Origin of the sequence: Streptomyces yerevanensis, assembly GCF_000716805.1 — a bacterium.
Classification (GTDB): domain Bacteria; phylum Actinomycetota; class Actinomycetes; order Streptomycetales; family Streptomycetaceae; genus Streptomyces; species Streptomyces flaveus.
The window spans coordinates 1-926 of record NZ_JNWJ01000200.1 but is presented as its reverse complement, the minus strand read 5'-3'; the positions used below and the strand labels follow the sequence as shown (position 1 = coordinate 926).

The 926-nt window shown below is 69.5% G+C and carries 2 pseudogenes; both read right to left on the bottom strand.

From position 1 onward, the window contains the following. Window positions 1-351, bottom strand: a pseudogene (locus tag OP79_RS49040) (ATP-binding protein); the annotation flags it as partial. A 252-nt stretch (window positions 352-603) separates the two neighbouring features. After that, window positions 604-926 (bottom strand): annotated as a pseudogene (locus tag OP79_RS49035) (MarR family transcriptional regulator); the annotation flags it as partial.

The following is a 926-nucleotide window of genomic DNA, read 5'->3' as shown; positions in this document are numbered from 1 at the left end:
TCCAGGATCCAGCGACCATTCGGCGTCGGGGGCGGTCCTGCTGGCCACCACCACGATCGCGTGGTCGGCGAGCCGCAGCAGAAAGGTCTCGCGCAGCCATGCCTCGAGGGGCTGACACTGCTCGAAGGTGTCGATGAGCAGCACCGTGCCGGGTTCGGTGCACGCCGGGGCGGCCGTCTCCTCGAGCCGGCGCGGATCGGCGTCGAGGAACCGGCCGTGCAGGTACGCCACAAACGGCGCTTGCGCCGCGCCCGACAGCATCCGGTCGAGCACCGCCCGCTCCGGCTCCCTGCCCACCAGCGCACCGGCTCGTGCCGCGGCCAGCCGGCCCGCCAGGCCCCTCGCACTCAATCCGGGCTCCTCTCGTCAGGCCCATCTTGCCGTCGAAGATCCGATTGATGAAGCGCTTTCGACGTGAGTAGCACCGAGCGCGGGGCAGCACCCGGGACGGAGAGCGCTGCTCGCATGTATGCAGCACCGACTCGACGTCGTCCGGGTGCTACGCCACAGTCCCTGTCCTCGGCGTGGCTCGTCGCTTCTTCCACTGGCCCCACGTCGAGCGGGACGTGTCGTGGTCCCTTCTGCGTGGCCTGGGTCGGATCCTTATGCTCCGCCTTTGTGGCGGCGAGGCGTGGCCGAGCGGGGCGGTGTCGAGCGCATGTGGTCGCGTACCGGCGCCAGCAGGCTCGCGAGAGCCTTGACGTCGTCGCGCGAAAGCGGCTCGAACAACAGGTCGCTGACCACCTCGACGTGACCCGGCAGCACCTTCGCAAGCAGCGCACGCCCGGCATCGGTGATGGTGACGGTGATGCTCCGCTCGTCGTCCGGCGAGGGAGCGCGGACGACCAGGCCCTCCTTTTCGAGTAGACCTACCTGGTATGTCAGGCCGCTGCGGCTGTAGACGACGCCGTCGGCGAGGTCGGTCA